A 23,819-nucleotide genomic window follows, 5' to 3' on the forward strand; every position below is an offset into this window, starting at 1 on the left:
CTAATATTTAACTTCAGTTTTATACTTAATGACTACGTATATAGATATGAGTTATACTATTTAGCAGGCGATCCTGAACTTATTTTCCTCTGGAAATTCTCAGGATGTAATCAGTTTTTTATGAGAAATTATCGGTATAATATCACTACAATGAGAAGGAACTTATTGATGAAAACATTAATCAACACATCAGTATTATTTATACTTTATATCATGGGTATGGGAACCCTCTCTGCTCAAGAAGTTACGTTATGGCGCGAGCCAGCCCCTATTGTAAAAGAGGGGAAATATTACAGCCTGATTGTTGATCGCGGTGAACTACAAAAGGCCGCCAAAGATAGCAACAATGAATATCTCTTTGCCGAAAAAGGAAATGCTATCAAGCCATTAGTGTTAATCGGTACCCCCATTGAAGTTTCAGAATTTCTGATTAAAAACCAAACCCGTGGTATTGAAAATCATATTAAAGAATTACCGGATATTTATATGGGTATTACCGATTATGTGCCACGGCAGCGATTTACTGGCTTATTTCCACTACATGATTTATTGAGTAAATCGGTTGAACAAATATCAATATTTCTACCTGGCTCGGTGGTAACTGATGCCGCAGGTATCCCTGTAGACATAAAAGAAATGTATGACGTTATTAAAAAGCTAAAACATCAGGAAAAGGTAGATGGTAAGCTACTTTACGTGAAATTCAGTTATCTCCCGGAAGAAGGAATGAAAAAAGTGGGTAGAAAAACAATCAGCTTTGGTAAAATCCTTAAACAGATGCAGGATAAAAAACAATAAATCCACAATAGAAACATGCCGTTGCCAATACCTGTAACGGCCCCCAGGCAACGGTATTTGAACATTTTTTAATATGTCTAAACCTGAATACAAGTAATCGCTAGCGCAATATCTTTTGAGGTTTTTAATGCGCGGATTTCACTGAATAAGTCAGTAGCTTCAGCATATTCTTTACGTAAATACCCCAACCACTGTTTAATACGAGCAACATGGTACAAGCCGGTGTCACCCTGCTTCTCCAACTGCACATATTTTTGCAACAGCTTGACCACTTCGGGCCAAGCCATACGCGGTTCGTTATATTTAACTACCCGGCTCAGATTGGGCACATTCAACGCGCCACGGCCTAGCATCACGGTATTACAGCCTGTCACGCTCATGCACTCTTGTGCGCTCCGGTAATCCCAGATTTCACCGTTAGCGATTACCGGTATTGTCAGACGCTGACGAATCTCACTGATCGCCTGCCAGTTAATCCGCTCGGCTTGATAACCATCTTCCTTGGTGCGGCCATGAACCGCCAGTTCGGTCGCACCCGCTTGTTGTACTGCGTCAGCAATCTCAAACTGACGATCGCCAGAATCCCAACCTAAACGAATTTTCACCGTGACTGGCAGATGAGCCGGAACAGCTTCACGCATGGCTTTGGCCCCCTGATAAATCAGCTCCGGATCTTTCAGTAATGTGGCCCCACCACCACTGCCATTAACCAGTTTTGAAGGGCAGCCGCAGTTTAAATCCACACCGTAAGAACCCAACTCAACCGCACGAGCCGCATTTTCCGCCAGCCACTCAGGGTACTGGCCTAATAACTGAATACGTACTAATGTGCCAGATTGGGTACGGCTTTGATTGTGTAATTCAGGGCAGAGCCGGTAGAAGGATTTAGCCGGCAGGAGTTGATCGACCACCCGTAGAAACTCGGTGATACAAAGGTCGTAATCATTCACTTCACTGAGTAGTTCGCGCACCAGTGAGTCTAATACACCTTCCATCGGTGCTAATATTACCCGCATACTCATTACCCAGGCCCCCTTATTCACACCCTGTTACGCTCCCTAATTGCGAGTACAACCGCAAAAAAGACCGGTAATGATACGGGTGAATCTGGCGCTAAGACAAGGAATACCCGGCGATAACGTGGATTTAGATGAAAAAAAACCGCCTCCGGAGAAGCGGTCTATTGGGCGAATACTTTTTACAGCTTATTCGCCGGGTTTACGGCTACGACCACGGGCAGAAGGTGCTGCCGGGCGGCGTTGACCATCAGCCTGGCTACGCGGGCGACTGGTGCGGCTATCACCACGGCCTGCTGCTGCGCCTGCGCTACTTTGTGGGCGGCCTGCACCGTTACCACGGCCCATTCCAGGGCGTTGTGCACCACGTCCCTGACGGCCATTTTGAATCGGATCAGCTTTAATGCTTGGGTCCGGCTCGTAACCATCCAGTGCGATACGTGGAATTTCACGCTTCAGTAAACGTTCAATATCACGTAGCAATTTATGTTCATCAACGCAAACCAGTGAAATCGCCTCACCGGTACGTTCCGCACGGCCCGTACGGCCAATACGGTGAACATAGTCTTCCGGTACGTTCGGCAACTCATAGTTAACCACATGGGGTAACTGGTCGATATCCAGGCCACGAGCTGCAATATCAGTCGCCACCAGCACACGGATTTTGCCGTCTTTGAAATCTGCCAATGCTCGAGTGCGCGCACCCTGACTCTTATTACCGTGAATAGCGGCGGCAGTAATACCGTCTTTATTCAATTGTTCAGCTAAATGGTTAGCGCCATGTTTGGTACGGTTAAATACCAACACCTGCTGCCAGTTACCTTCGCCAATCATCTGAGACAGCAATTCACGTTTGCGATTTTTATCAACAAAATGAACGCTTTGTGTAATTTGCTCTGACGCAGTATTACGGCGCGCCACTTCGACCGACGCTGGGTTGTGCAGCAGTTTGCTGGCCAGCCCTTTAATCTCATCAGAGAAGGTGGCAGAGAACAGCAGATTCTGGCGCTTGGCGGGCAGTTTTGCCAGCACACGACGGATATCGTGGATAAAGCCCATATCCAGCATACGGTCAGCTTCATCCAATACCAGAATTTCTATCTTGGATAAATCAACCGCGTTCTGATGTTCCAGATCCAGTAAACGGCCTGGGGTCGCAACCAAAATATCAACGCCACCGCGCAATTTCATCATCTGTGGGTTAATACTAACGCCACCAAATACCACCAGAGAACGCAATTTCAGGTATTTGCTGTAACTTTGTACGTTTTCGTCAATCTGCGCAGCCAGCTCGCGGGTTGGCGTTAAAATCAACGCACGTACCGGGCGACGGCCTTTGATTGGCTGTTGATCCTGGCTCAGCAGTTGCAACAGCGGCAAGGTGAAACCAGCGGTTTTACCCGTACCGGTTTGTGCACTGGCCATTAAATCACGGCCTTCCAGAACTACAGGGATTGCCTGACGTTGAATTGGCGTCGGCACAAGGTAACCCTGCTCTTCAACAGCACGCAGGATGTCGGCGTTTAGGCCGAGAGAATCAAATGACATATTACGAGAAGCTCCAGATCTTCCCAATCCCGGCGATATCGTCAGGTGCAGTTTCAAGGGAAGATTATCAGACGAGGCATGAATTGAGGCATTACCACGAGGATTGGCACAAACTGCAGTGCACCATTGTGGCTATTGTAGCAGATATTTAGCAGGAAATGGGATATTTACTCAATTCTTGAGATTTTTATTAGCGCAAACATCAATGAAATTGATTTATGACATCACATTAATGCCATCCACATCATAAAAGTCAGTCTCTGATGCCCCATTTCTTTACATATCAGTCAGTGACGCCTAAAGTTAATCATATGATTGATTTATTATGCGGCTGTATATCACGATTCGCATAAATAACATCCAGTTATCGTGTAGGAAGACTATGCCCCACTCCACACCTCACTCTGCACTCGCGTTAATACCGGTCACTCCACGCGGGGAACAAGCGCGTCAACAATTGATTCAGGCCGCTACCGAATTGTTCGGTGAACTGGGTTTGAAAGGGGCCACTACGCGAGACATAGCTCAACGCGCGGGCCAGAATATCGCCGCTATCACCTACTATTTTAATTCCAAAGAAGGTCTGTATCTGGCGGTGGCACAACAAATTGCCGACTTTATCCAGAACGCCTTCTCGCCACTGGTACAAGAAATTGATCAGTTTTTGCAGCAACCGGCGGCAGAACAAGCAGCCGAGCAACAATTGCATTATATACGGCGCGGATTACTGCAATTCAGCCATCTAATGACGCAGCCAGAAACGTTGAACATCAGCAAAATCATGGCGCGTGAGCAGCTGTCCCCCAGTGAGGCTTATCCACTTATCCACACACAAGCTATCGCGCCACTACACCAGAAAATGAACCATCTGCTGGCAGCATTCATTGGCGCTGATGCCAGTGCGACCAAAACTATTCTTCATACACATGCGTTAATAGGTGAAGTTCTGGCGTTTCGTCTGGCGCGTGAAACTATCCGCCGACAGGCTGGTTGGCAGGATATTGGTGAAGCGGAGAGTGAGCTGATTAATCAGGTATTGGTAGAACATATTGACCTGCTTCTTTATGGGCTGCGGGCCAAATCAGCACGGTGAATGGGTTAAGTTTGTTGTTATAAAAATTTAGGGAACATTATGAATCGCAAGAAGATTATAGTGGCCGTGGTTATTGTCGCTCTGTTAGCAGCGATAGGTTATGGATGGAGTTATTATCGTCAGCAACATGACGCGTCCCTGACGTTATACGGTAATGTCGATATTCGCACGGTGAATTTGGGTTTTCGTGTCGGTGGCCGGCTGGCATCACTAAATGTCGATGAGGGAGATAAAGTCCAACCAGGTCAATTACTTGGTAAGTTAGATGACGGCCCTTATCTTAATGCGTTCAAACAGGCGCAGGCCAATGTGCAAAACGCTCAGGCCCAGTTAGCGCTATTGAAAGCAGGCTATCGCGACGAAGAAATTGCTCAGGTGAGATCTGAGGTTTCTCAACGGGAAGCCGCGTTCAGTTATGCCGACAGTTTCCTAAAGCGCCAACAAGGGTTATGGGCCAGCAAAGCCACCTCAGCAAACGAGCTGGAGAATGCCCGCACCGCACGTAATCAGGCACAAGCTAATCTGCAAGCCTCAAAAGATAAGCTGGCACAATATTTAAGCGGTAACCGCCCGCAAGAAATTGCGCAAGCTGAGGCAAATTTGGCACAAAGCGAAGCGGAACTGGCACAAGCGCAATTAAACCTGCACGACACCACGCTGCTTTCGCCCTCCGCCGGTACCGTCCTAACCCGTGCGGTGGAACCGGGTACGATTTTATCAGCCAGCAATACGGTATTTACCTTGTCGCTGACCCATCCGGTCTGGGTTCGAGCTTATGTCAGTGAACCTCACTTGAGCCTGGCGATTCCCGGTACGCAAGTTGAAGTATTTACCGATGGCCGCCCAGATAAGCCTTATCACGGTAAGGTCGGTTTTGTTTCGCCCACCGCTGAATTTACCCCGAAAACCGTAGAAACGCCGGATTTACGCACCGATCTGGTGTATCGCTTGCGTATCATCATCACCGATGCGGATGAGTCATTACGGCAAGGTATGCCAGTTACCGTCCGTTTTGTGCAACCCTAAGGCGGCAAGGCTATGAATGGCATCCAGCACCTAATTACGCTGGAGGAAGTGGCGAAATGCTTCCCCAGCCTGGAACACCCCGCCGTTGCCAGCCTGACCACTGAAATACGCAGTGGCGCAGTGACCGGTTTAGTCGGGCCGGATGGCGCGGGTAAAACCACACTATTGCGTATGTTGGCAGGCTTGCTAAAACCCAGTCAGGGCAAGATAACCGTCGTCGGTCTGGACCCGCTGGAAAATGATCGCCAGTTGCACGCTATCCTCGGCTATATGCCACAAAAATTCGGTTTATATGAAGATCTGACGGTGATGGAAAACCTAACGTTATATGCCGATCTGCGCGGTGTTCTCGGGGAACAGCGGCGTGAAACATTTGAGCGCCTGCTGACATTCACCGATTTAACCCGCTTTACTGAGCGATTGGCAGGGAAACTGTCTGGCGGAATGAAGCAGAAACTGGGGTTGGCTTGTACTTTGGTCGGTCAGCCCAAAGTCTTGTTACTTGATGAGCCAGGTGTTGGCGTCGACCCTATCTCGCGCCGCGAACTGTGGCGCATGGTACATGAGCTGGCAAGTGACGGTATGCTCATTCTGTGGAGCACCTCTTATCTGGATGAAGCCGAGCAATGCCGCGAGGTTTTGCTGCTCAATGAAGGAAAGTTGTTGTATAGCGGCGCACCTCAAAACCTAACGCAGCGCATGAGTGGGCGCACTATTCTACTCGCCGCTCAATCGGGAACCAACCGCAAACTGTTGCAACAAGCCCTGGCATTACCACAGGTGAGTGACGGGGTAATTCAAGGGAAATATGTGCGGTTGATCCTCAAGCCAGACGTGGATCATAGCCAGGTATTATCTCTGTTAAATCAACCTAATGCCGAGATCATGGAGGCAGAACCGCGCTTTGAGGATGCTTTTATCGATCTGTTAGGTGGCGGCCCGTCCAGTGAATCTGCGCTGGCGAAGATTATGCCCAAAGTGGCAGGTAGCCATGATGAAACCGTGATTGAAGCGCAGGAATTAACCAAAAGATTTGGTGATTTTGCCGCCACGGATCATGTGAACTTTGCGGTTAAACGCGGCGAGATATTTGGTTTGCTTGGGCCAAACGGGGCGGGTAAATCCACCACCTTTAAAATGATGTGCGGCCTGCTGGTTCCCTCCGATGGAAAAGCATTGGTGTTGGGAATGGATCTGAAAACCAGCTCAGGTAAAGCGCGGCAACATCTGGGCTATATGGCGCAAAAGTTCTCGCTGTACGGCAACCTGACCGTTGAACAAAACCTGAAGTTCTTCTCCGGCGTTTATGGCCTGCAAGGAAAAGTTCAGCGCGACAAAATGGCGGATATGATCTCAGCGTTTAATTTCACCCCCATTTTGAAGCAAACGCCAGACTCATTACCTCTGGGTTTTAAACAGCGGTTAGCCTTAGCCTGCGCACTGATGCATGAACCGGACATCTTATTTCTCGATGAGCCTACCTCGGGCGTGGACCCCCTAACCCGCCGTGAATTCTGGTTGCATATCAACGGTATGGTGGATAAAGGCGTGACTGTGATGGTGACGACACATTTTATGGATGAGGCTGAATACTGTGACCGTATCGGGCTGGTTTATCGGGGGAAAATCATCGCAGCGGGCACACCGGATGAGCTAAAACAGCAGGTTGCCAGTGATAAAAACCTCAACCCGTCGATGGAAGAGGCATTTATCGAGCTGGTTCTACACTATGACCAGCAAAACGATAAGGAGTAATACCCATGACCGAGCCGCATCTGTTGTCAGTAAATAAAGCGCCGGTAAATGAGGACGATACTTATCAGGACACCGGATTCTCCTGGCGTCGTCTGCGGGCATTATGCCGCAAAGAGACGCGCCAAATTCTGCGTGACCCCAGCAGCGGGTTGATTGCGTTCGTCATTCCACTGCTGCTGCTGTTTATCTTTGGTTATGGCATTAATCTGGATTCCAGCAAACTGCATGTGGGCATTTTGTTGGAGCAGCAGAGCAAACCGGCGCAAGAGCTGGCAAATGCCTTTGCCAGTTCGCCCTATATCTCGCCGCTGATTAGCGATAACCGCGCCGCACTGATTCAAGCGATGCAAGCCGGTAAGATTCGGGGATTAATTGTTATTCCTAATGATTTTGCCGAGCAATTGGCACGGCCAGAGAGTAAAGCGCCAATTCAGGTGATTACCGATGGCAGCGAGCCGAACACGGCTAATTTTGTGCAAGGTTATGCACAAGGCGTCTGGCAGATTTGGCAACAGCAGCAGGCGCAAAATTTGGGGCAAAAAAATGATCCGCTGATTGAGGTGCAAGTACGCTATTGGTTTAACCCCGCCGCCATCAGCCGCCACTTTATTATCCCCGGCGCGATTACCATTATCATGACAGTCATCGGGGCTATCCTGACCTCCCTGGTGATCGCCCGCGAATGGGAGCGCGGCACAATGGAGGCGCTGTTATCCACACAAGTTACCCGCAGTGAATTGCTGCTATCAAAACTCATCCCCTATTACGTCCTCGGTATGGTAGCCATGACGCTGTGTATGGTGGTGTCAGTGTTTATCCTCGGCGTCCCCTTCCGCGGCTCGTTGTGGATATTATTTGTCATGACCAGCTTGTTCTTAGCCAGCACGTTGGGTATGGGGTTGCTGATTTCAACTATCACCCGCAACCAGTTTAACGCCGCTATGGTGGCGCTGAACGCCGCATTTCTACCCGCAGTCATGCTGTCAGGCTTTATTTTTGAGATTGACAGTATGCCTGCGGTTGTCCGTGCTGTGACCTATATCATCCCGGCACGCTACTTTGTCAGCAGCCTGCAAACCCTATTCTTGGCGGGGAATATCGGTACAGTTTTGGTGATTAACCTGTTGTTCCTGATAGCATCAGCCGTTGTATTTATTGGCCTGACGGCATGGAAGACTCGTCGCCGGCTAGATTAAAGGAAGAGAGTTAACGATGTTTCATCGCCTTTATACATTGATTATCAAAGAGTTGCAGTCTCTATTACGTGAGCCGCAAACCCGCGCGATATTAATCATGCCAGTGATATTACAGGTAATATTATTCCCGTTCGCCGCCACACTGGAAGTCACCAATGCCACTATCGCCATTTACAGCGAAGACAGTGGGCACGCCTCGGTGGAATTGACCCAACGCTTTGCCAAAGCAGAAGCTTTTTCTCATGTGTTGCTGCTCCACAGCCCACAAGAGATCCAGCCGGTGATTGATAACCAGAAAGCATTATTATTGATCCGATTCCCGGAACAATTCAGTGCTGATTTGGCTAACGGTAAAACCACGCAGCTACAACTGGTGTTGGATGGGCGGAACTCAAATAGCGCCCAGATTGCGGCAAATTATATTCAGCAAATCGTGCAGAACTATCAGTTGGAATTGACCAAAGGCAAAGTCATGCCAAATAACAGCGAGTTAGTGGTACGCAACTGGTATAACCCGAATCTGGACTACAAATGGTTCGTTGTGCCGTCATTGATTGCGATGATTACTACCATCGGCGTGCTGATCGTCACCTCGCTGTCGGTCGCCCGTGAGCGCGAACAAGGCACACTGGAACAGTTACTGGTTTCCCCATTGACTACCTGGCAGATTTTTATTGGCAAAGCAGTACCAGCATTGATAGTTGCGACCTTCCAGGCAACTATTGTGTTGTTTATCGGCATATTTTTCTATCAGATCCCGTTCGCCGGCTCGCTGGTACTGTTTTACGCCACCATGTTGCTCTACGGTTTGTCGCTGGTCGGATTCGGCTTGCTGATCTCCTCGCTATGTTCCACGCAGCAGCAAGCATTTATCGGTGTATTTGTCTTTATGATGCCTGCAATCCTGCTGTCCGGTTATGTCTCGCCGGTAGAGAACATGCCCGTCTGGTTGCAAAATATCACCTGGATTAATCCTATCCGCCACTTTACCGATATTACTAAACAGATTTATCTCAAGGATGCCAGCTTCGATATTATCTGGCACAGCTTATGGCCGCTGCTGGTGATAACGGCCACGACAGGAAGTGCCGCTTATGCGATGTTTAGGCGGAAAATTGCGTAACACAGCGATTTGCTGCGCCCACACAAAACAAAAAGGACACCAATCTGGTGTCCTTGCAAATGTCTAGCAGCGTACGGCGGGCAAATTTGCCGCACCGCAGCCCTTAATCAACCAGCTTAGCGACGGTTGCCGAAGATTCGTAGCAACATCAAGAACAAGTTGATGAAATCAAGATACAGAGTCAATGCGCCCACAATAGAATATTTGCGGAAGCTATCTCTATCATTGGCATCCAACTGCGCGCCCATATTTTTCAGCTTCTGAGTGTCATAAGCGGTCAGACCCACAAACACCAGCACACCGATGTAAGTCACAGCCCACATTAATGCCGGGCTTTTCAGCCAAATATTAACGATGGATGCCAGAACGATACCAATCAGGCCCATAAACAACATGCTGCCCAACCCACTCAAATCACGCTTGGTCGTGTAGCCATAGAAGCTCATGGCACCAAACATACCGGCAGCAATCAAGAATGTGCTGGCGATAGAAGAGCTGGTGTACATGATGAAAATGCTGGATATCGTTAAGCCGGTTAATGCTGAATAGAGCATAAACAGCGAGGTCGCCATTGAACCGCTCAAGCGATTAACCATGCCGGAAATCACAAATACCAGACCTAACTGCACAATAATCAGCCCGAAAAAAGTGATCTGGCTGGAGAAGATAAAATTCAGTATCGCAGGGGTGTTCGCTGCATACCAGGCGACAACCGCCGTTAATAACAGACCACAGGTCATCCAGCCGTATACCTGCGCCATATATGCCTGAATGCCTGAGTTGGCACGTTCGACAATTGAACCATTAGAGCGTGGATAGCGATCCATGGTAGTTACCTTATGCATATTAATAATGATACAGGCTATCAACTGACAGCCCACCGACTTTTTAAGGGTATCACACAAATAGGGCAAACAAGGGAGTAAAAATAGGTATTTAGGGCTGATCTTTACACGGGTTTACGTACGGTTTACCAACGTTTGGCCGCCACATGATCACTGTCGCGAGATTCAACCCACCGTTCGCCGTCGGTTGTAGCTTCCCGTTTCCAAAATGGTGCCTTTGTTTTCAGGTAATCCATAATAAATTCAGCCGCATCAAACGCCATACTGCGATGCGCACTGGTCACGCCAACAAAAACAATTTCATCGCCTGGGTACAGCGGCCCTACCCGATGAATCACTGAAACGCGCTGCAATGGCCAACGGCGTCGTGCATCATCAATAATCTCAACTAGCGCCTTTTCCGTCATACCGGGATAGTGCTCAAGCGTCAGCGCACTGACGCTATCACCCAAATTATGATTACGAACTTTACCGGTAAACGTCACCACCGCGCCATCGTCGTCACACTGTGACAACCAGTGATATTCATCACCGACGCTGAAGGTTTCAGTGCCGACACGAATCCGCGTATTGTCCATGCTCATCCCCCGGTGACCGGCGGGAAGAACGCGACTTCATCACCGGCAACCAGTGGGTGTTGGGCATTCACTAGCGACTGATTCACCGCCATCAGCAATTTGCCCTCTTCAAGCGCCAACTGCCAGCGCTCTCCGCGTTGGCACAAGGATTGACGCAAAGCTTCAACGGTCGGGAACTCTGCGGCCAATTCCAAGCGCTCCATGCCCACCAGTTCACGAACCTGAGCAAAAAATAGAATTTGAATCATTAGGTTACCTTGAAGTCACCGGATTTTCCGCCACTTTTGGTCAGCAGACGTACCGGGCCAATTATCATGTCTTTTTGTACTGCTTTGCACATGTCGTAAATCGTCAGTGCCGCCACTGACGCGGCGGTTAACGCTTCCATCTCTACGCCGGTTTTACCGGTCAGGCGGCAACAAGTCTCAATCCGTACTCGATTGTGCTCCGGCTGCGCCTGTAGTTGAACTTCTACTTTGGTCAGCAGCAAGGGGTGACACAGCGGGATCAATTCCCAGGTCTTTTTGGCCGCCTGAATTCCGGCGATTCGCGCTGTGGCAAAGACATCACCTTTGTGATGGCTACCATCAATAATCATCGCCAGTGTCGCGGCCTGCATTTCAACAAAAGCTTCCGCACGCGCTTCACGTACTGTCTCAGCTTTAGCAGAAACATCCACCATATGGGCTTCGCCAGCGGCGTTAATATGGGTCAATTGGGTCATATTAGAGAATACCTTTCTAAAATATCATTACCGCTATATGGGCGACGAGCGCCACAACATTAGCCGCCAATAAATGATAAGTTCTGCGTAATGCCACTATTGCCTTGATGCAGGAAATGCGTCTGTTTTTTGGTCTGCAAGGCACTTTGAATGCGCGCCATCAGCTCATCTTGTTGGTCGTCACTCCCCAGCAAATCACGCAACGTAATGCCCTGCTCGCCAAACAGACACAGATGCAGATTGCCCAACGCCGATACCCGCAGGCGATTACAACTGGCACAGAAGTCTTTCTCATAAGGCATGATAAGCCCCACTTCCCCCAAATAGTCTGGGTGATGGAATACCTGAGCCGGGCCATCGCTACGCGCGCGTTCTTGCTGCTGCCAGCCTTGTTTGAGCAACTGTTGGCGAATAACGTCACCAGAAACATGGTGTTTGTGGAATAGTTTGCCCCCTTCACCGGTTTGCATTAGTTCAATAAAACGCAGTTGAATGGGGCGAGATTTGATCCAGTTGAGAAAGGCGTTCAGGTTGCGATCATTGACATCACGCATTAACACTGCGTTGATTTTCACCTTGTCAAAACCAGCATCAAAGGCGGCATCGATACCTTGCATCACCTGATGAAATTTGTCCTGCCCGGTAATAGCGTGAAACTGGCGTGGGTCCAGACTATCGACGCTAACGTTAATGGCGGTCAGCCCTGCATCGCGCCATTGTGCAGCATCACGGGCCAAACGGTAACCATTGGTGGTAACTGCCAGCGTGCGGATAGCGGGATTTTGCCGAATAGTAGCAATAATATCCGTGAAATCACGCCGCATGGAAGGCTCACCACCGGTCAGACGAATTTTTTCCGTTCCTAACAGGGCAAAAGCACGGCTAACGCGGCTTATCTCGTCAAGGCTTAGAAAACTTTTTAATCCGTCGGGGCGATAGCCATCCGGCAGGCAATAAGTGCAACGGAAATTGCACACATCGGTTACCGATAGGCGTAAGTAATAGAACTTGCGCGCAAATGCGTCAGTGAGTTGTACCATAACACCTTTCCAAATACGGGAGATGCAGGCATTTCTACCTCGCACCCTGGTGGCTTAAGGCCACGGCCAGAGCATCATATTGTTGGTGATAGAGAAACAACGTAGACACTAAGGCTAGGAGTTTATGTTCAGCGGCAGTTTAGGAAAGTGCCCGCTGAATCATGGGTTAAAAAGGTGAGATATTTAACGACAGTAAATTGCTAAAAAACCCCACTATTCGTAAAGATTCTAACGCTAAAATGCCAAGATAGCCAATCGCTGTTTTCGCTATATATTTTTATATACAACGACTTATATAATCAAAGCCACGCAAAACCAGCTTAATCTAATCAGGTGCTAATACTTTGTTTAAAATCACGAAAACAAGGGCTTTTATCGCGTTTCAAGCCTAAATCCGTTAACTTATGCAGCAATTTAAGCATTGGCTACGCTATTTAGGGCTGGACAACAATATACAGGCAGGGAAAATATGCGAAATCGCACATTAGCGGATCTCGATCGGGTGGTTGCTTTAGGCGGCGGTCATGGCCTGGGGCGAGTGATGTCATCGCTCTCATCATTAGGCTCACGTCTGACCGGTATTGTAACGACCACTGATAATGGCGGTTCAACTGGCCGTATTCGCCGCTCAGAGGGTGGGATTGCCTGGGGAGATACCCGTAATTGTCTCAATCAGTTGATCACCGAACCAAGTGTTGCCTCCGCGATGTTCGAATACCGCTTTGGGGGTAATGGCGAGCTGGCGGGGCATAATCTGGGGAATTTAATGCTCAAAGCGCTGGATCATCTGAGTATCCGCCCGATTGAGGCCATCAATCTAGTACGAAGCTTATTGAAAGTCGATGCCTGGCTGATCCCAATGTCCGAACAGCCAGTCGACCTGTTGGCTATCGATAGTGAAGGGCACCCCGTCTACGGTGAGGTAAATATTGACCAACTGAACCATATGCCACAAGAGATGCTGCTGTCACCCCATGTACATGCGACACGGGAAGCGGTTGAAGCTATCGGTCAGGCAGATGTGATTTTAATCGGGCCGGGCAGTTTTCTAACAAGTTTGATGCCACTGCTGCTGCTAGATGATTTAACCCAAGCCCTACGGCGTAGCTCTGCCAGCATGATTTATATTGGTAATCTGGGTCGCGAACTGAGTGTGGCAGCCGCTGCGTTAACATTGCAGGATAAGCTGGCGATAATGGAAAGCAAAATTGGCCGAAAAATTATTGATGCAGCAATTGTTAGCCCACGAATTGATACCAGTGGTGTAAAAGACCGAATCATTGTCCAGCAACCGTTAGAAGCTAAAGATATTCCTTATCGCCATGACCGCGAGTTACTACGCCAGGCGCTGGAAACCACGCTGCAAAGATTAGGTAGTGCAGGCTCTGTGTAAGTTGGGCCTGTATTTATCTTGCTAGCTATCACTGAATATCGGAATAATAGCATCCAACACGCGGTGCTGATAATTCACCCTGCTGGTATGTATTGGTAATGTATATAAGCGCGTCAATGGCTCATCGGTCAATACTTCAGCGCTGGGACCATAGAAATACTCGCCCTCCGGGTAAAGCAGCAGGGTATTATCTGCAATATGTTGAGCGTGTTGTGGTGAGTGAGTCGTAAAGAGTACCGTTATACCATCTTGTACTGATAACTCTCTTAACGTACTTAGCACGCGGTCTTGATTTGATAAATCTAACGCAGCGGCTGGCTCATCCAAAATTAGAATTTGTGGTTCGCTGGCAAGTGCGCGAGCAATACACACCAACTGACGCTCTCCCCCACTTAGCTGATCGAAAGGCTTCTCGGCCAGTGGTAGTAACCCCATATATTCTAAACAATTTTCAGTTATACGGTGATCAGTTGCCGTCGGTGAATCATACCAACGCATATGGCGTACTCGCCCTAACATAACCATCGTTCGCACAGTATAAGCGAACGTTGTACTCTCCTGTTGCGGAACATAGGCTGCTGCGGCTGACAAGTATGTACTCCCCCGAGTTGGCGAAATAAGCCCCAGAATCAAACGCAATAATGTTGTTTTTCCGCGCCCATTCGTCCCCATAACCGCTGCAATCTGCCCCTTACTGAGATGGAATGATAGATTATCAAATAATATTTTTCCCCCTCGAGATAGACTTAACCCACTAATATTAATCACGATTTATCTCCTTCTTCTGGTTTTTTCGTAGTAACCAGATGAACACCGGTGCGCCAACCAATGCGGTAAGGACACCTAAAGGAATTTCAGCACTGGTTGCACTACGAGCTAAGGTATCGACACTAATCATATAGATGGCACCAAACACTGCGGCAGCTGGGAGCAACCTACCGTGATCCGACCCCACAGCCATCCGTGCGATGTGGGGAACCACTAATCCAACCCAACCAATAGTGCCCGCCACAGCTACAGTGGCAGCTGTAATTAATGTTGTTGCAATCAAGACTAACCAACGAGTTTTTTCAACTGAAATCCCCAGAGCTGTTGCGCTCTCATCACCTAGCGATAATACATTGATGCGAAAACGTAATAAAAACAGCAATAAGATTCCCAGTAAAATAGGAAAAGTAACTAAAAATAGTTTGTGATAATTAATCGTTGCAAAACTTCCCATTAACCAGAAAACAATCGAGGGTAACGTGCTATTAGGATCGGCAAAATAGGTCAATAAAGAAATTAATGCGGAAAAAAAAGCACTGATCACGACACCGGCTAATATCAACATCAAAACCCGAGAACTGCCGCCATAACACCCAAGGAAATACACTAATACCATAGCCAGTAGCCCACCAATAAATGCCAATGTGGTGGTTAATATCAAGGAGGAAAATAGGACAATAGCGATTGCACCGCCCAGAGCAGCACCGGAAGAAACACCAATAATTTGTGGCCCCACCAATGGATTACGGAAAATGCCCTGTAGTGCAGCACCAGCAACGGACAAACCCGCGCCCGTCAAAGCAGCAATTAAAATCCGGGGTAAACGGATAGAAATGACAACACGCTGTTCAGTCATTGTCCATTGAGAAAATAAATTAAGATCCTCAATTGGAAATATTGACGACAACAAAATAGCGATGACCGTGTTGATACTCAAAGGATAGCGCCCAGAACAAAGTGCAACCAGTACCACCGCAATCAAAAAAGTCGATGTCATCAGCCAAAATACCGTCATATTCTGTCGACATAAACGGAAATATCTCATGACTCGTCCTTGAATAATTCGGTGTAATAGACTGACAATTTATTAGCGTCAAATTGCAATATTTTATTCAGCTCGCGTTGGCTCAAACGGTAGTCATAAAGAAAGGCATAGCGTTCAACGATTTCTGATTTTAATGAGGAAATGATGTTATTAGGATAAAAAATATCAGTAAGCCATTGCCAATAGAGCGGTGTTTCCTGGCTTGGCGCATCCCAAATAAATCCTCCATTAGGAATTTTATACACTCTTTTATTCTTAACGGCCGTAACCTCAGCTAATGCCAGACTGGTATATATATCGCGGGGTATTACACCGGTCTCAAAATTACCAATTAAAATAACATCTGGATTCCAAACAATAATTTGCTCCTGATTAATCGTTCGCGGCCTATTAAAATTCTCAGTGATACTAACGCCTCCGGCACGTCGAATATCCTGATTGGTATGAGAGGTTCGACTAATAGTTTGAATTTCTGATAAAAACCGTGAAAGATAGAGCACACGAGGTTTATGCTTATCGGGTCTTAGCGCAGCCTGCAACTCAACATTCCGTAATACCTTCTGCCGCCAGCGGATAATCTTCTCAGCACGTAATTCATGTCCAATAGATTTACCTATCAGCGAAATCCATTGCTGTATTTTCGTATCATCTTGATAAGGATATGAAATGATGGCTACACTCAAGCCTGCCTGCACGATAGGGTCGATAATGTCATTACCTAAATGCCCCCATTGCCACACTAAATCAGGCTGAATACTCAGTAATGTTTCAATATTTGGCATAAAACCGTGACCGACAGTATCACTGGGTAACGATGCTACTGCCGGAAACATTTTTGACAGCATACCTTGCTCGGCAGCGACTTTGGCAAAAGGATGTATACCTGCAAGGCGATCTGAGCCTTTATCAAGACTAATAAGTAATGAAGATGCGGGGATCGGAATAACAATAGCCCGCTTTACCGGGCCGTTCAAATGCACGCTTCGTTGATTCATATCAGTGAATTTAATATCACTACTCGCTAATGCCCTCGGTAGAGATGAAAATATAAATAGACAGATGAGAATTATAATAGAATAGATATTCTTAACCATAGTGACATTACCAATTATATTAATAGTTGCAACTTAGCCTACATGAGCGGAAATATCCCCTCGTCAGTAATTTTAAAAATGATAGGTAAACCCACCATTAACTGATCGCCCCACTCCTGGAAATAATGTATTATTTTTTTCTGATATCACTTCCCGCCCAGCAATTGATGCAGTCGCGTACCGTTTATTCGTTAAATTATCAAGACTTAAATATGTTGACCAGCCATCAGGATGCCGATAATCAATTTTAAATCCCCAAACAGCAAATTTATCACGGAATTGGACATCATAACGATTAGCATGATCAACCGGGGTACGCGCTGGTAACCAATGGAGATTGGGGCCTACACGCCAGTATTGCCATTTGTATAACAGTTCTGCGGAAAATTGTTGGGGTGGAATGCCGCCCATTCTTTTACCCTGGTATTCTCCTCCCAAAAAGCGAAAATCATTGTACATCCAGGCCAAACGATATTCTATATCCGAATCCCTTAGCGGAATATCGCCTTTAAGCCCAGCCTCAATACCCTGATGTAATGTTTTATGGCGATAATTGAATGTGCCAGTGGAATTACCCTCTTGATCATAGAGTGAAATTAATTCATTTCTTACAATGCTACGATATAGCGTTAAATCCCAGTTTATTTTAGATGCCAGTTGCCCCTCACCGCCAACTTCCATTGTTACTGCCTTTTGAGGCGCTAACCGGTTAATTTTGCCATTATTAGAAAGAATCTCTCGGAAACTCGGAGGTTCATGACTCCAGCTGAGATTGGCAAACCCACGAAATTGTGGCTGAGGGAACCAAATAACCCCCCATTTTGGCGTCATGAAAAACCAACTTTGCCTTGATTCTTGACGTCCATCACGGGGATAGGCATTACGTACCGAATGCGTCCCTTTGATATCTACGTTCAAATACCAGTCTTCGTTCGCTTGCCAACCTAACCCTAGGACAACATTTTGATTTTCAGCTAGCATTGTGTAGCTACCAATTAATTTGCCATCCTGAGTCGTCTCACGACGATTTTGCCGCAGGTCACGTGCCATATCAGAGCGTTCAACTGACAAACGAGTACGATAGTTCATTTCACCGCTCGATAAATCTGAATTCCATAAGATACCGTAAGTATTTCCGCTACTCAGTACGTACACGGCTGGCGTGATAAAATTGTCGTGAGTATGTTGCGCCCATAAACCGAGTTCCTGCTGCCAACCTTGGCCTTGCCATATTGAATAATTGGCAGCCCGAGCTTGTTCTACATTGCGCCGCGGATCTCTGGCCCATACCAAGGGATAGATAGAGGTGGGATTATTTTTGGCTTCGGATTGAGAAAGTGACCCCGCCACATCAAAACGGAGGTCGGTCCAGCTCAACCAGGTACGGTTGGTAAAACGACCTTGCTCAAAACCTACATTTGTTCTAATTGCATTTCGCTGTGAAGACGAGTGATCACGGTAGCCACGGAAATTATCACCGCTGACACTTAGACGCCCATCCCATCGCTCGGTTAGCTCTCCCCCAATTGCGCCATGCCAACCTTGTCGCCCGAAACTACCGTACTCGTAGCGTAATCGCCCCGATTCGTCCCGACCGGTATAAGAAATAAAATCCAGTTCCCCACCCAGAGCGTTAGTTATCGAGCTAGTGGCATTGGCTCCACGACGGACGCTGATTATTTTACTTTCACGGGGTTCCAGCAAACTGATATGAAAGCCACCGTCAGCATCATTCAATGGCAAACCATCCTGCAATAAGGTGATACCTCTGGAGAGTGGTGCACTTTGCACGCCTGAACCACGAATATTTAGACGCGGCTGGTCAGCACCACCAAAAAAGTTCGATACCAGCAAACCAGATTGATGCTTCAGTGCATCATCTAATGTTGCTAATCGGCCTTCTTCGTCAGGAAAAATCAGATTACTCCCACCCGGAATTAACGCCAATTTACCTTTTTGTTTAATGATTGCATCGCCATGATCACTCCCGATAACTTCCATGTAATTATCGTTTTTCACATCACTTTCATCTGCCTGGGAGGGGAAGGTGAAGGTGAATAATATCGTCAATAATAGCAGTATATTTACTGAGATAATCCCTTTCATATAAAAAGTCCATATCAAAAAACTTTAATATAAACTCACATTAAAAAAAAGAAAAAATAAAAGAAAAAAACATTAGTTATTATTGAGAATTCACTATCTCACTCCATTGAAAATAATCATAACTATAAGTCATGTCAATAAATTACACTTGCGTAAAACTTTTATTTCATTATTTAAATTAAATACACACTATATACTTAAATTTCATTATAAAATAATCAATGGAAAAGAATCATTAAGAGAGACAGAGGGTAAAAAAGTGCATTGGCTGTTATGTAGAATATAAATGAAAAACTATTTTTCTATTTTGGCTATCATTAATAAGCCCGCACTTGCAGGCTTATTAATACAGAGCAATCAGGATGAACCTTCCAGCCAATCCGTTTTATCAGTCAGCTTGATATAAAGTGCTTCCACTTTTTGTCTGGCCCACGGAGTACGGCGTAAGAATTTCAGGCTTGATTTGATACTGGGATCACTAATGAAACAGTTAATCTGAATGCGGTCGGCCAAGCCATCCCAACCATAGTGTCCGACCAACTTAGTCAGCAATGCTTCCAAGGTGATACCATGTAACGGATCTTTTGATAAATGGTCGCTCATCATTTGCCTTTTTTATCGTTGATATACTCACTATCCTTCAAGATGCAGGTGTATTGGCTGCCCTCTACCCAGTTCACCGGAATGCTCTTGCCGCCTTCCGGCATCTCGAAATCTATGGGATATAATTGTCTGGTAACCCTAATTTTAGCGGCACACCTTACGGGGAATCGCGGTGTGCCGCAAGATATTAAGATATTGCGATAAATTGCTGGCGCAGTTGATGCACCTGATCGCGCAAATCGGCGGCCTGCTCAAACTCCAGGTTTTGCGCATGGGTATACATTTTCGCTTCCAGTTCACGGATTTTCTGATCCAGCGCTTTCGGCGGCAGGGATTGGTAGTCGTGGGTATCTGCCACTTTGCCACCCCGCCCTTTCCCTTTACCACGGGTCGACGGTTTGCCCAGTTGCAAGATATCGCCAATTTTCTTGTTAAGCCCCTGCGGGGTTATCCCGTGCTCCTGGTTGTGAATCTGCTGTTTAACCCGACGCCGCTCTGTTTCACCAATGGCTTTCTCCATTGAGGCGGTAATTCTATCACCATACAAAATGGCTTTGCCGTTGAGGTTACGTGCCGCGCGACCGATGGTTTGGATGAGGGAGCGCTCTGAGCGCAGAAAACCTTCTTTATCGGCATCAAGAATAGCGACCAGAGAAACCTCCGGCATGTCCAAGCCTTCTCGCAGTAAGTTGATCCCCACCAGCACGTCGAATTCGCCCAAACGCAAATCACGGATAATCTCGACCCGCTCTACGGTATCAATATCCGAATGCAGGTAACGTACCCGTGCGCCATGCTCCCCAAGATACTCGGTGAGGTCTTCAGCCATACGTTTAGTCAACGTGGTCACCAGCACCCGCTCGTTAATCGCAGCGCGGATACGAATTTCTGACAGCAGGTCATCCACTTGGGTCGCTACCGGGCGAACCTCAATCAATGGATCAAGCAGACCGGTTGGCCGCACTACCTGATCAATAACCTCATCACCGGATTTCTCCAGTTCATATTTACCCGGTGTGGCGGAAACATAGATAGTTTGCGGTGCCAGTGCCTCAAACTCTTCAAAACGCATTGGGCGGTTATCCAGCGCCGATGGCAACCGAAAGCCATATTCCACCAGTGTTTCTTTACGTGACCGGTCACCTTTATACATCCCCCCAATTTGCGGAATAGTGACGTGGGATTCATCGACAACCAGCAGACCGTCTGCCGGTAGATAATCAAACAAGGTAGGTGGCGCTTCACCCGGCCCACGGCCAGACAGATAGCGGGAGTAGTTCTCAATACCTGAGCAATATCCCAGCTCATTCATCATTTCCAGATCAAATTGGGTACGTTGGGCAATTCGCTGTTCTTCCAGCAATTTATTGTTAGCCAGCAGCACTTGACGCCGCTCAGCCAATTCAACCTTGATCTCCTCCATTGCCTGCAAGATACGTTCGCGCGGGGTCACGTAATGCGTTTTCGGATAAACTGTAAAACGCGGCACTTCATGCTGCAACTGGCCAGTCAAGGGATCAAAGACAGAGAGCTTTTCGACTTCTTCATCAAACAGTTCAACCCGCAGCGCCCATTCATCGGATTCCGCAGGGAAAATATCTATCACTTCGCCGCGCACGCGGAAGGTACCGCGCTGAAAGACCTGATCATTTCGGCTGTACTGCAATTCAGATAAGCGACGTAGAATTGAGCGTTGATCGATTATCATGCCACGGGTCAGGTGCAACATCATTTTCAGGTAGAGATCCGGGTCGCCCAGACCATAAATAGCCGAAACCGATGCAACAACAATGACATCCCGCCGTTCTAATAAGGCTTTAGTGGCCGACAACCGCATTTGCTCAATATGTTCGTTTACCGATGAATCTTTTTCGATAAAGGTGTCAGAGCTTGGAACATAGGCTTCTGGCTGATAATAATCGTAGTAAGAGACAAAATACTCTACCGCATTCTCGGGAAAGAACTCTTTCATCTCGCCATACAACTGGGCGGCGAGGGTCTTGTTCGGGGCCAGCACCATTGTTGGCCGGTTGAGATCAGCAATAACATTGGCGATGGTAAAGGTTTTGCCTGACCCCGTTACTCCCAACAGCGTCTGGTGTGCCAGGCCATTCTCCAGCCCCTCTTCCAATTTACGGATAGCCTCAGGCTGGTCGCCGGCGGGTTTAAACTCAGAATGTAGTTTGAATATTTTACTCATGAATTCGCTACCCGTTGGAGAAACACAGACTGTCAGGAGGCTAATTATGGAAGCCCCATCGATTTTTGCCACCTCTATGATACTGGATATAAAACCAGCTTCAAGCACCAAAATGCCACTATTTTCTTCCTTTGTGAATATTTGCCTCGTTACTGTGACGCCAGGCCCCTGATTGCACTGTAAAAGCCTTTTTATCCCCAGCAGTTAACAACATCAAACGATGAGCAGCAATTTGCTTAAACATTACGCAGCATTTCCAGCGCAATATTTTGCTTGCTTGATTTTAGTTAACTAATTGAAATAAAGCATATTTAATAAAAAGTAGAGAATCCGGACAACAAGTACCAAAGCCGCGCCCGCTCTAGCCTCTCACCAGTTTTCTATGGCTAATGCACAAGGTTATCCACAGGAATGGTGGATAACTCATTCAACCCCATAGAGGCTGGGAGTTGGAGAAAATCGCAGCCTAGCGATGAAATAGGGACAAACGTGCTTTTTTAGTGTTTTTTATACATTTTTGTTTCGGCATATATTTCAATTAGTACTAACTGAACCACTTGCTAATTCCATAAATTTCACTAGCTCATTCACAGAACCGATACCTTTTAACCAAAGTGTCTCTTATTGCACCATTTTCTCGCATTGAGGCACCGCTTAAGTGCAACATCCTGACCGCTCGGCAGTCTTTATCTTGCGGGCCTTCGCGCATTTACACGGAGAGAAAACCAAAACCTTTTACAAACCGTTAACATGCAGACTTTATTATCGTATTCGCTAAGCTGGCCTAAGAGTTGCATTTAACTCTGTGAATCATCGCAATATAAGGGGGTATGGGCGAATACAGTGCAGCGCACTAACGAGCGGGCTATTAAGCAATAAGTGGGAGGATTAAGGGTAAAAATAGCCACTTGACACCATTTAATGCCGTTATCAACTCATTACCCTGCTATTTACACTAACAACCACGCGTTATAAGTGTGGTGTTTTATGCTGTACTGCCACCATCGGGTATGCAGATTTGCTGGTTACTTCTTCACTAGCCGTTACAGAACACTGGGGCACCTGTGAGCTACTGAGATCGACTAAGGAGAAGCACTGATGCTGAGTTTAACCGCTGTGAATCAATACTATGGTCAAAACCATATCCTGTGGGATATCAGTTTGGAGTTACCTCGCGGCCAATGCACCTGTCTGGTCGGGCGCAATGGCGTGGGGAAGACAACACTGATTAATTGCATTATGGGGCATCTGCCGGTCAAAAGTGGCACCATGACCTGGCAGCCAAATCACCAACCACCGCAAAACCTGCTGCAACACCCTGTTGAGGGGCGCACAGCACTTGGGATTGGGTATGTGCCGCAAGGGCAGCAGATCTTCTCCCAACTGAGTGTTGAGGAAAACTTGCTGGTAGCCGTACTGGCTGGCCGCCATAAATCACGTCACATTCCGGGCTGGGTTTTTGATCTCTTCCCGCTGTTGCACGATAAACGCAGCCAACGCGGAGGAGATCTTACCCGCTATCAACAGCAGCAGTTGGCTATAGCCAGAGCGCTGGTCGCAGAGCCAGAACTACTGATTTTGGACGAACCGGGAGGCGATACTCTGCCGCCACTGAGTGAGGATATCGGCCAAATTCTGCATCAACTTAGCCGCAACCTTGGCTTAACGGTTTTATTGGTTGAACACCGTTTGGCCTTTATCCAACATGTTGCTGATCGCTTTTGCCTGATGGCCGGTGGCCGAAATGTGGCCCAAGGAACCTTGGACCAATTGGATGAGGATTTGATTATTGAGCACCTGGCCAGTTGACCCCGTAAGGCAACCCTCGGGGCTAAAATAGCGTTTAGCCCCGTATCCAGCAATGCATA

The 23,819-nt window shown here is 47.3% G+C and carries 21 protein-coding genes and 1 riboswitch; of the genes, 8 read left to right on the plus strand and 13 right to left on the minus strand.

The annotated features are described in order from the left end of the window. The first annotated feature begins 168 nt into the window (after positions 1–168). Positions 169–798 (plus strand): hypothetical protein, encoded by a 630-nt coding sequence (locus YALDO0001_RS14055; protein WP_004704066.1) that lies wholly within the window; start codon positions 169–171, stop codon positions 796–798. 77 nt (positions 799–875) lie between these two features. Here YALDO0001_RS14055 and dusC read toward each other — a convergent pair whose 3' ends face one another. After that, positions 876–1,814 (minus strand): tRNA dihydrouridine(16) synthase DusC, encoded by a 939-nt coding sequence (gene dusC, locus YALDO0001_RS14060; protein WP_042840134.1) that lies wholly within the window; start codon positions 1,812–1,814, stop codon positions 876–878. Positions 1,815–2,003: 189 nt separating this feature from the next. Continuing rightward, positions 2,004–3,362: an ATP-dependent RNA helicase RhlE gene (gene rhlE / locus YALDO0001_RS14065; protein ID WP_004704068.1), complete on the minus strand. Its 1,359-nt coding sequence runs from the start codon at positions 3,360–3,362 to the stop codon at positions 2,004–2,006. 382 nt (positions 3,363–3,744) lie between these two features. Between rhlE and YALDO0001_RS14070 the strand changes: the two genes are divergently transcribed. The 5 genes from YALDO0001_RS14070 to YALDO0001_RS14090 are packed head-to-tail and all read left to right on the plus strand — an operon-like array spanning position 3,745 to position 9,555. Beyond that, positions 3,745–4,455 (plus strand): transcriptional regulator, encoded by a 711-nt coding sequence (locus YALDO0001_RS14070; RefSeq protein ID WP_004704069.1) that lies wholly within the window; start codon positions 3,745–3,747, stop codon positions 4,453–4,455. A 39-nt stretch (positions 4,456–4,494) separates the two neighbouring features. Continuing rightward, positions 4,495–5,481: a secretion protein HlyD gene (gene hlyD, locus YALDO0001_RS14075; protein ID WP_042548257.1), complete on the plus strand. Its 987-nt coding sequence runs from the start codon at positions 4,495–4,497 to the stop codon at positions 5,479–5,481. Between the two features lie 12 nt (positions 5,482–5,493). Further along, positions 5,494–7,236 (plus strand): ATP-binding cassette domain-containing protein, encoded by a 1,743-nt coding sequence (locus tag YALDO0001_RS14080; protein ID WP_004704071.1) that lies wholly within the window; start codon positions 5,494–5,496, stop codon positions 7,234–7,236. A 5-nt stretch (positions 7,237–7,241) separates the two neighbouring features. After that, positions 7,242–8,432 carry an ABC transporter permease gene (locus YALDO0001_RS14085; RefSeq protein WP_004704073.1) on the plus strand — a complete coding sequence of 397 codons (1,191 nt, stop codon included), beginning with the start codon at positions 7,242–7,244 and terminating at the stop codon, positions 8,430–8,432. 16 nt (positions 8,433–8,448) lie between these two features. Next, on the plus strand, positions 8,449–9,555 hold the full coding sequence (locus YALDO0001_RS14090) for an ABC transporter permease (protein ID WP_004704075.1): 1,107 nt from the start codon (positions 8,449–8,451) through the stop codon (positions 9,553–9,555). A 116-nt stretch (positions 9,556–9,671) separates the two neighbouring features. On the opposite strand, the gene YALDO0001_RS14095 is transcribed toward YALDO0001_RS14090, so the two are convergent. The 5 genes from YALDO0001_RS14095 to moaA all read right to left on the minus strand — a co-directional run bounded on the left by YALDO0001_RS14095 (position 9,672) and on the right by moaA (position 12,742). Continuing rightward, positions 9,672–10,382, minus strand: coding sequence for a Bax inhibitor-1/YccA family protein (locus YALDO0001_RS14095; protein WP_004704077.1), 711 nt, complete (start codon positions 10,380–10,382; stop codon positions 9,672–9,674). Positions 10,383–10,525: 143 nt separating this feature from the next. Then, complete coding sequence (moaE, locus tag YALDO0001_RS14100; RefSeq protein WP_004704078.1) at positions 10,526–10,978, minus strand: molybdopterin synthase catalytic subunit MoaE; 453 nt, start codon at positions 10,976–10,978, stop codon at positions 10,526–10,528. 2 nt (positions 10,979–10,980) lie between these two features. Continuing rightward, a complete protein-coding gene (gene moaD, locus YALDO0001_RS14105; protein ID WP_042840112.1) occupies positions 10,981–11,226 on the minus strand; it encodes a molybdopterin synthase sulfur carrier subunit in 246 nt (81 codons plus the stop codon). Beyond that, the gene (moaC, locus tag YALDO0001_RS14110; protein ID WP_004704079.1) at positions 11,226–11,702 is read right to left on the minus strand and encodes a cyclic pyranopterin monophosphate synthase MoaC; all 477 of its coding nucleotides are present in this window, start codon (positions 11,700–11,702) and stop codon (positions 11,226–11,228) included. The genes moaD and moaC overlap by 1 nt, the downstream gene beginning before the upstream one ends. 59 nt (positions 11,703–11,761) lie before the next feature. After that, complete coding sequence (moaA, locus tag YALDO0001_RS14115) at positions 11,762–12,742, minus strand: GTP 3',8-cyclase MoaA (RefSeq protein WP_004704082.1); 981 nt, start codon at positions 12,740–12,742, stop codon at positions 11,762–11,764. Then, a riboswitch (molybdenum cofactor riboswitch) is annotated at positions 12,729–12,875 on the minus strand. Its footprint overlaps the gene before it by 14 nt. 336 nt (positions 12,876–13,211) lie before the next feature. On the opposite strand from moaA, the gene yvcK reads away from it, so the two are divergent. Continuing rightward, the gene (gene yvcK / locus YALDO0001_RS14120; RefSeq protein ID WP_004704083.1) at positions 13,212–14,135 is read left to right on the plus strand and encodes a uridine diphosphate-N-acetylglucosamine-binding protein YvcK; all 924 of its coding nucleotides are present in this window, start codon (positions 13,212–13,214) and stop codon (positions 14,133–14,135) included. Positions 14,136–14,156: 21 nt separating this feature from the next. On the opposite strand, the gene YALDO0001_RS14125 is transcribed toward yvcK, so the two are convergent. The 6 genes from YALDO0001_RS14125 to uvrB all read right to left on the minus strand — a co-directional run bounded on the left by YALDO0001_RS14125 (position 14,157) and on the right by uvrB (position 21,951). Further along, complete coding sequence (locus YALDO0001_RS14125; protein ID WP_042840113.1) at positions 14,157–14,903, minus strand: ABC transporter ATP-binding protein; 747 nt, start codon at positions 14,901–14,903, stop codon at positions 14,157–14,159. Further along, on the minus strand, positions 14,896–15,918 hold the full coding sequence (locus YALDO0001_RS14130) for a FecCD family ABC transporter permease (protein ID WP_042840135.1): 1,023 nt from the start codon (positions 15,916–15,918) through the stop codon (positions 14,896–14,898). Before YALDO0001_RS14130 ends, YALDO0001_RS14125 begins: the two co-directional genes overlap by 8 nt. Before the next feature lie 26 nt (positions 15,919–15,944). Further along, on the minus strand, positions 15,945–17,042 hold the full coding sequence (locus YALDO0001_RS14135) for an ABC transporter substrate-binding protein (RefSeq protein ID WP_042840114.1): 1,098 nt from the start codon (positions 17,040–17,042) through the stop codon (positions 15,945–15,947). A 72-nt stretch (positions 17,043–17,114) separates the two neighbouring features. Next, positions 17,115–19,148, minus strand: coding sequence for a TonB-dependent receptor family protein (locus tag YALDO0001_RS14140; protein WP_004704092.1), 2,034 nt, complete (start codon positions 19,146–19,148; stop codon positions 17,115–17,117). 357 nt (positions 19,149–19,505) lie between these two features. After that, on the minus strand, positions 19,506–19,751 hold the full coding sequence (locus YALDO0001_RS14145) for a VF530 family protein (protein ID WP_042840116.1): 246 nt from the start codon (positions 19,749–19,751) through the stop codon (positions 19,506–19,508). A gap of 187 nt (positions 19,752–19,938) precedes the next feature. Beyond that, positions 19,939–21,951 carry an excinuclease ABC subunit UvrB gene (gene uvrB, locus YALDO0001_RS14150; protein ID WP_004704096.1) on the minus strand — a complete coding sequence of 671 codons (2,013 nt, stop codon included), beginning with the start codon at positions 21,949–21,951 and terminating at the stop codon, positions 19,939–19,941. Positions 21,952–23,049: 1,098 nt separating this feature from the next. On the opposite strand from uvrB, the gene YALDO0001_RS14155 reads away from it, so the two are divergent. Next, a complete protein-coding gene (locus YALDO0001_RS14155) occupies positions 23,050–23,760 on the plus strand; it encodes an ABC transporter ATP-binding protein (RefSeq protein WP_004704100.1) in 711 nt (236 codons plus the stop codon). Positions 23,761–23,819 lie beyond the last annotated feature (59 nt).

This window comes from Yersinia aldovae ATCC 35236, assembly GCF_000173735.1.
Taxonomy (GTDB): domain Bacteria; phylum Pseudomonadota; class Gammaproteobacteria; order Enterobacterales; family Enterobacteriaceae; genus Yersinia; species Yersinia aldovae.

Excerpts from the sequence above, each read along its gene's own strand:
- YALDO0001_RS14055 (WP_004704066.1), top strand. The coding sequence starts at position 169 with ATGAAAACATTAATCAACACATCAGTATTATTTATACTTTATATCATG.
- dusC (WP_042840134.1), bottom strand. The coding sequence starts at position 1,814 with ATGCGGGTAATATTAGCACCGATGGAAGGTGTATTAGACTCACTGGTG.
- rhlE (WP_004704068.1), bottom strand. The coding sequence starts at position 3,362 with ATGTCATTTGATTCTCTCGGCCTAAACGCCGACATCCTGCGTGCTGTT.
- YALDO0001_RS14070 (WP_004704069.1), top strand. The coding sequence starts at position 3,745 with ATGCCCCACTCCACACCTCACTCTGCACTCGCGTTAATACCGGTCACT.
- hlyD (WP_042548257.1), top strand. The coding sequence starts at position 4,495 with ATGAATCGCAAGAAGATTATAGTGGCCGTGGTTATTGTCGCTCTGTTA.
- YALDO0001_RS14080 (WP_004704071.1), top strand. The coding sequence starts at position 5,494 with ATGAATGGCATCCAGCACCTAATTACGCTGGAGGAAGTGGCGAAATGC.
- YALDO0001_RS14085 (WP_004704073.1), top strand. The coding sequence starts at position 7,242 with ATGACCGAGCCGCATCTGTTGTCAGTAAATAAAGCGCCGGTAAATGAG.
- YALDO0001_RS14090 (WP_004704075.1), top strand. The coding sequence starts at position 8,449 with ATGTTTCATCGCCTTTATACATTGATTATCAAAGAGTTGCAGTCTCTA.
- YALDO0001_RS14095 (WP_004704077.1), bottom strand. The coding sequence starts at position 10,382 with ATGGATCGCTATCCACGCTCTAATGGTTCAATTGTCGAACGTGCCAAC.
- moaE (WP_004704078.1), bottom strand. The coding sequence starts at position 10,978 with ATGGACAATACGCGGATTCGTGTCGGCACTGAAACCTTCAGCGTCGGT.
- moaD (WP_042840112.1), bottom strand. The coding sequence starts at position 11,226 with ATGATTCAAATTCTATTTTTTGCTCAGGTTCGTGAACTGGTGGGCATG.
- moaC (WP_004704079.1), bottom strand. The coding sequence starts at position 11,702 with ATGACCCAATTGACCCATATTAACGCCGCTGGCGAAGCCCATATGGTG.
- moaA (WP_004704082.1), bottom strand. The coding sequence starts at position 12,742 with ATGGTACAACTCACTGACGCATTTGCGCGCAAGTTCTATTACTTACGC.
- yvcK (WP_004704083.1), top strand. The coding sequence starts at position 13,212 with ATGCGAAATCGCACATTAGCGGATCTCGATCGGGTGGTTGCTTTAGGC.
- YALDO0001_RS14130 (WP_042840135.1), bottom strand. The coding sequence starts at position 15,918 with ATGACGGTATTTTGGCTGATGACATCGACTTTTTTGATTGCGGTGGTA.
- YALDO0001_RS14135 (WP_042840114.1), bottom strand. The coding sequence starts at position 17,042 with ATGGTTAAGAATATCTATTCTATTATAATTCTCATCTGTCTATTTATA.
- YALDO0001_RS14140 (WP_004704092.1), bottom strand. The coding sequence starts at position 19,148 with ATGAAAGGGATTATCTCAGTAAATATACTGCTATTATTGACGATATTA.
- YALDO0001_RS14145 (WP_042840116.1), bottom strand. The coding sequence starts at position 19,751 with ATGAGCGACCATTTATCAAAAGATCCGTTACATGGTATCACCTTGGAA.
- uvrB (WP_004704096.1), bottom strand. The coding sequence starts at position 21,951 with ATGAGTAAAATATTCAAACTACATTCTGAGTTTAAACCCGCCGGCGAC.
- YALDO0001_RS14155 (WP_004704100.1), top strand. The coding sequence starts at position 23,050 with ATGCTGAGTTTAACCGCTGTGAATCAATACTATGGTCAAAACCATATC.